At 70.3% G+C, this 5,469-nt stretch carries 4 protein-coding genes and 1 pseudogene; 2 read left to right on the top strand and 3 right to left on the bottom strand.

The annotated features are described in order from the left end of the window. Positions 1–77 precede the first annotated feature (77 nt). Positions 78–335, bottom strand: a pseudogene (locus tag ABZ070_RS35010) (DUF5685 family protein); the annotation flags it as partial. Positions 336–573: 238 nt separating this feature from the next. Between ABZ070_RS35010 and ABZ070_RS35005 the strand changes: the two are divergent. Next, complete coding sequence (locus ABZ070_RS35005) at positions 574–1,005, top strand: cell division protein SepF (RefSeq protein WP_356639966.1); 432 nt, start codon at positions 574–576, stop codon at positions 1,003–1,005. Positions 1,006–1,046: 41 nt separating this feature from the next. Here ABZ070_RS35005 and ABZ070_RS35000 read toward each other — a convergent pair whose 3' ends face one another. Further along, positions 1,047–2,237: an acyl-CoA dehydrogenase family protein gene (locus ABZ070_RS35000; RefSeq protein ID WP_356639964.1), complete on the bottom strand. Its 1,191-nt coding sequence runs from the start codon at positions 2,235–2,237 to the stop codon at positions 1,047–1,049. 155 nt (positions 2,238–2,392) lie between these two features. Further along, positions 2,393–4,120 carry an MFS transporter gene (locus ABZ070_RS34995; RefSeq protein WP_356639962.1) on the bottom strand — a complete coding sequence of 576 codons (1,728 nt, stop codon included), beginning with the start codon at positions 4,118–4,120 and terminating at the stop codon, positions 2,393–2,395. A 436-nt stretch (positions 4,121–4,556) separates the two neighbouring features. Between ABZ070_RS34995 and ABZ070_RS34990 the strand changes: the two genes are divergently transcribed. Beyond that, positions 4,557–5,469: phosphatase PAP2 family protein (locus ABZ070_RS34990; RefSeq protein WP_356639960.1), on the top strand; the 913-nt coding region annotated here is incomplete at its 3' end.

Raw genomic sequence — 5,469 nt, 5'->3', positions numbered from 1 at the left:
GACCAGTCGGAGCCGCGCAACCGTGAGGGCCTAGCCCAGGCCCATGTCTACCTCGGCGACCGGCTGGAGGAGCTCGGCAGCGGGCAGGGCCCGGCCGTGCGCCGCTGTGCCGGGGTCCGCTCGGCCTGAGCCTCCGTCAGGACCGAGACGATCAGGCCGTCGTAGTTGGTGACGACCCGGGCGAACTGTCCGTGGTCGGATCGAAGTGCCAGACACAGTCCGCAGAGGTGGGCCATCCACTCGGTTCTCAGCCCGTCGGTGAGCCGGTGCGAGCACGGCCTGACGATTCCGAACACGACTGCCCCCCGTGCGTCGCTGAGATGTGCGGTGGGCATCGTAGCGAGTGGCCGTTCACCCGTACGTCCCCAAGGTCACCCGTCCGGCCCGACTTTTATATTTTGATCCCGTCATGGCCCCTGCAGCGGCCGGACCTTGACGAATCGCCACGTCTTCTGCACCAGTACCGTCACGAATCCCCTGCGCGGCGACTATCCACTTGGCGCCCGATCCGCATCATGGACGACGATAGGGGATATGCGGAACCACAAGTGACCGCGATGAAAGGAGGCGTCCATGGGATCGGTGCGTAAGGCGAGCGCCTGGCTGGGACTCGTCGAGGACGACGGGCGTTACTACGACGACGAGTACGCCGAGGGTGCTGACACGGGTGACGCGTGGGTCACCGACCCCCGGGTGCGTGTCGCCTCCGAGTCCGCCGAGCAGGAGGGCCGCCGGATCGCCACGGTCTCTCCCGACGGCTTCCGGGACGCCCGCGGGATCGGTGAGCTGTTCCGCGCGGGCGTCCCGGTCATCGTGAACCTCACGTCGATGGAGCCCGGGGACGCCAAGCGCGTCGTGGACTTCGCCGCGGGCCTCGCCTTCGGGCTGCGCGGTTCGATCGAGCGCGTCGCGACGCGAGTCTTCCTGCTGACCCCCGCGGACACCCAGATCGTCAGCGGAGACCCGGCGGGCCGTTCGCAGGACGGTTTCTTCAACCAGAGCTGAGCAGGGCGCGCGCCGGCCCCGCCCGGACCGGTCGCCCCGGGCTACCGGAAGGCGTCCAGGCCGGTGAGCGCCTTGCCCAGCACCAGTTGGTGCATCTCGACGGTGCCCTCGTAGGTGAGCACCGACTCGAGGTTGGTGGCATGCCGCATCACCGGGTACTCGAGCGAGATCCCGTTCGCGCCGAGGATGGTGCGCGACGTGCGGCAGATCTCGATGGCCTCGCGCACGTTGTTGAGCTTGCCGAAGCTGACCTGCTCCGGCCGCAGCTTCCCCGCGTCCATCCGCATGCCCAGGTGGTGGGCGAGCAGGATCCCCTTGTGCAGTTCGACGGCCATGTCCGCGAGCTTGGCCTGTGTGAGCTGGAATCCGCCGATCGGCCGGCCGAACTGCTCACGTGTCTTCGCGTACGACACCGCCGCCTCGAAGCTGGAGCGCGCGGCGCCCATCGAGCCCCACACGATTCCGTACCGCGCATGGCTCAGGCAGCTCAGCGGGCCGCGCAGGCCGGTGACGCCGGGGAGCACCGCGTCGGCGGGCAGCCGCACCTCGTCCATCACGAGCTCGCTGGTGACGCTCGCGCGCAGGGACCACTTGTGCTTGATCTCGGGAGCGGAGAAGCCGGGCCGGTCGGTGGGCACGACGAAGCCGCGGATGCCGTCCTCGGTCTGCGCCCAGACGACGGCGACATCGGACACGGAGCCGTTGGTGATCCACATCTTGCGGCCGGTGAGCACCCAGTCGTCGCCGTCGCGCTTGGCGTAGGTGCGCATGGCGGCCGGGTCGGAGCCGGTGTCGGGCTCGGTCAGACCGAAGCAGCCGATGATCTCGCCGGCCGCCATGCCGGGGAGCCAGCGCTGCTTCTGCTCCTCGGAGCCGAAGCGGTGGATCGCGTACATGGCGAGTGAACCCTGCACGGAGACGAGGGAGCGGATGCCGGAGTCGGCGGCCTCGAGCTCGAGGCAGGCCAGTCCGTACTGGACGGCGGTGGCCCCTGCGCAGCCGTAGCCGTCGAGCGACATGCCGAGGGCGCCGATGGAGCCGAGTTCACGGGCGAGGTCGCGGATGCCGGGGAGCTCGCCACGCTCGTACCAGTCGGCGATGTGGGGCAGTACGCGGTCGGCGGCCCAGGTGCGGACGGTGTCGCGGATCGCGAGGTCCTCGGGCTCCAGAAGGTCGTCGATGCCGAGCGGGTCGCCGGGATCGAAGGGCGGAAGCTTCGAGGTTGCGGACATGACGTGACCTCCGGCGACTCTCACACTGGGCACCCCCTCCCGGCCGCCAGGCCGCGGAAGGAGGACGAACGGACACGACCCGAAAACTAGCGCTGCTAGTTAGGGCCTCGTCAAACGTTACGGCTCAGTGTGCCGCGCGTCCAGACCCCGCCGGCTCAGTGTGCCGCGCGTCCGGTACCAGCCGCCTCAGCGGCCGCGGACGCTTCCGGCAGGTGCGGCCCGCGGCCCGCCGGAACGCCGGCCACCGCACTCGCCGCACCCGGCTCACGGATCGCCGTACCGTCGGTGTCGTGGCCTGCCGGGGCCGTCGCGTCGGACCGCCTGGGCTGCGGGCACTTCTCGGCAGTGGCGCACTCCATCTTCCGCGGCAGCCGCACCGCGGCCAACGCGCCGAGGAGCAGCAACGCCGCGCTGACCAGCAGCGTGATGTGCAGACCGTGCACGAAGGAGTGGCGTGCCGTGGAGCGCAGCACCTCACCGGCGTGGCCGCCGAGCCGGTCGGCCACCTGGTAGGCCTCGCCGAGCGAGTGCGAGGCGGCCGAGCTCGCGGTGCCGGGGACTCCGGTCGCGGAGGCGACCGCGGGCGCGTAGGCGGCGTTCATCACGCTGCCGAGCAGGGCGATGCCCATCCCGGCGCCGAGCTGGTAGGAGGTCTCGCCGATCGCGGCGGCACCGCCCGCCTGCTCGACGGGGGCCTCGCTGAGCATCGACTCGTACGCACCGAAGAGCGTGGTCTGCAGCCCGAAGCCGAGCAGGACGAACGCGGCCGTCAGCAGCCACGGACGGTCGTGCTGCCCCATCACGGTCAGCAGCAGCACCGCCCCGGCGGTGAGCACGAATCCCCCGCCGACCATCCGGCGCGGGCCCAGGCGCTTCAGGCTGTACGAGCCGGTGGCGCCGGCGGCCATGGCCGCGAACGTGAGCGGCAGCAGTCGCAGACCGGTCTCCAGCGGACTGAGGCCGAGGATCAACTGGAGGTACTGGACGGCGATCAGTTCGAGACCGACCAGCGCGAGCATGCCGAGGATGATGCATCCAACAGAAGTGGAGAACGCGGCCCTGGCGAACATCCCCATGTCGATCAGGGGATGCTCTCGGCGCTTCTGCCGCCCCACGAACAGCGCGAGCAACGCGCCGCCGAAGAGCAGGGGCCCCACGGCTGTGACATCGAGCAGGCCGGCGCCCGCACCGAGCCGCTTCACGCCGAGGACCACACCCAGCATGCCCGCCGCGGCCATGAGCGCACCGAGCACGTCCCAGGGGCCGTCCGCGCCGCCCCTGGACTCGGGCAGCAGCCAACGCCCGGCCAGAAGCATCAGCACCATCAGCGGAATGTTGATCAGGAAGACGGAGCCCCACCAGAAATTCTCGACGAGGAAGCCGCCGAGAACCGGTCCGGTGGCGGCGCCGACGGCGGCGGTGGCGGTCCATATACCAATCGCCGTGGCCCGCTCGCGCCGGTCGGGGAAGACGGCCCGCAGGATCGACAGCGTCGCCGGCATGATCATCGCGCCGCCGACGCCGAGCAGGGCGCGGGCGCCGATCAGCACCTCGGGGCTGGGGGCGAAAGCGGCGGTGGCGGACGCCAGGCCGAAGATGCCGTAGCCGATCAGCAGCACCCGGCGTCTGCCGATCCGGTCGCCGAGCGTGCCGAAAAGGATCAGCAGCGCGGCGCAGACGAGGGGGTAGGCGTCCACGATCCACAGCAGCTCGACGCCGCTGGGCCGCAGGTCCTCCGTGACGGCGGGGACGGCAACGTGCAGGACCGTCGCGTCGAGGGCGACGAGCACCAGACTGACACAGAGGACAAAAAGGACGACCCAGCGGTTGGTGCCGCCGCCGACGGAGCGCAGGCGTGCGCCGGCCGTGGGCGTCACGGACATGTACGTACCTCCCAGTGAGTCCCTCGCGCTCGGCGGGCCTGCCGGGACGGTGGTTCGGGGACGTCCCTGCTGGCAGCCCGGCATCGACGGGCGAGTGAGTCGTCAGCGTACGCGAGTTCGTGCGCGGTGCGCGTGGTCGATGTCTCACCACGTCGGGCGGCCGAGTGTGGCGTACGCCACTCGCCGACGGGGCGGTATTGGATCTTGGTAGGCCCCGAACGCCACGGAAATTCCACGCGGACGCCCGGTGAAGCATTCACGTACGGCACAAATAAACCCTCCGTGAAGACCGTCCGATAAATAGGGAACAGGCTCACCGGTTTTTCCTGACGGGCCGTGAATGAAACAGGACCTGAGACAAACTCCACATCACATAGGCATCACGAAGAGAGTGGATCGACCAGACCACACACTCACTCGCTGTAACGTCGATTGGGTGCGTACCGACTTCTTTGCCCGGCTGGACCGGGAGCCGGAACCGCCGAAGATAGAGATCCCGCGGATGAGCCGCACGCGTCTCGCCCTCTTCGGCGGGACGTCGGCGTTCTATCTGGCCATCGTCGTCGCCGTGCTGGCATCGACCTCGCTCGTGGCCCTCGACTGGAAGCTCATGCTCTTCCGGCCCTACGAGCAATGGCCCGAACAGCACGCCTTTCTCGACTACTTCGTGGTGCTCGGCCAGCGCGGTCCGACGGCCGTCATGGTCGCGGCGTGGCTGGGCTGGCGCTCCTGGCGCCAGCACACCCTTCGCCCCCTGCTGGCGCTCGGCGCGGCCCTGCTGCTGCTGAACGTCACCGTGGGCGCGGTCAAGATCGGACTGGGCCGGCTCGGCCCCCACTACGCGACGCAGATCGGCTCCGCCGAGCTCTTCGCCGGCGGCGATATATTTCCTTCCGGACACACCGCCAACGCGGTCGTGACCTGGGGAATCCTGGCCTATCTGGCCACCACCCCGAGGGCCCGGCGCTATCTGTCGGCACTGTCGGCCGTCGTCTCCCTCGGCGTCGGTCTGACCACCGTGTACCTCGGTACGCACTGGCTCAGCGACGTGCTGCTCGGCTGGGCGGCCGGGCTGCTGATCCTGCTGGCCCTGCCCTGGTGCGAGCCGCTGATCGGGCGGGCGGAGGCCTGGATCCTGGCGCTGCGCGAGCAGTGGCGCAGGCGCCGGGCGCTGGCCCCCTCGCTGCCCGTCGCGTCGGGCGGCCCGCGGCCCGCGATGTTCGTGCAGCGCGGCACGGAGACCGCACAGCCCGACGAGCCGGCCCGCGAGCCGGTCGCCACCGTCGGCCCCTTACCCCGCGCCCGCCACAAGCGCCCGCAGGGTCCGCTCCAGCCGGGCTCGCCGCTGC

The sequence above is a fragment of the Streptomyces sp. NPDC006283 genome (assembly GCF_040613325.1).
Lineage (GTDB): Bacteria > Actinomycetota > Actinomycetes > Streptomycetales > Streptomycetaceae > Streptomyces.
The sequence above is the reverse complement of the archived record's forward strand: the minus strand, read 5'-3'. Positions and strand labels throughout refer to the sequence as shown.

What these genes read in the sequence shown, in the direction of transcription:
- ABZ070_RS35000 (WP_356639964.1), bottom strand. Translation starts at nt 2,237, where the DNA reads ATGTCCGCAACCTCGAAGCTTCCGCCCTTCGATCCCGGCGACCCGCTC.
- ABZ070_RS35005 (WP_356639966.1), top strand. Translation starts at nt 574, where the DNA reads ATGGGATCGGTGCGTAAGGCGAGCGCCTGGCTGGGACTCGTCGAGGAC.
- ABZ070_RS34995 (WP_356639962.1), bottom strand. Translation starts at nt 4,120, where the DNA reads ATGTCCGTGACGCCCACGGCCGGCGCACGCCTGCGCTCCGTCGGCGGC.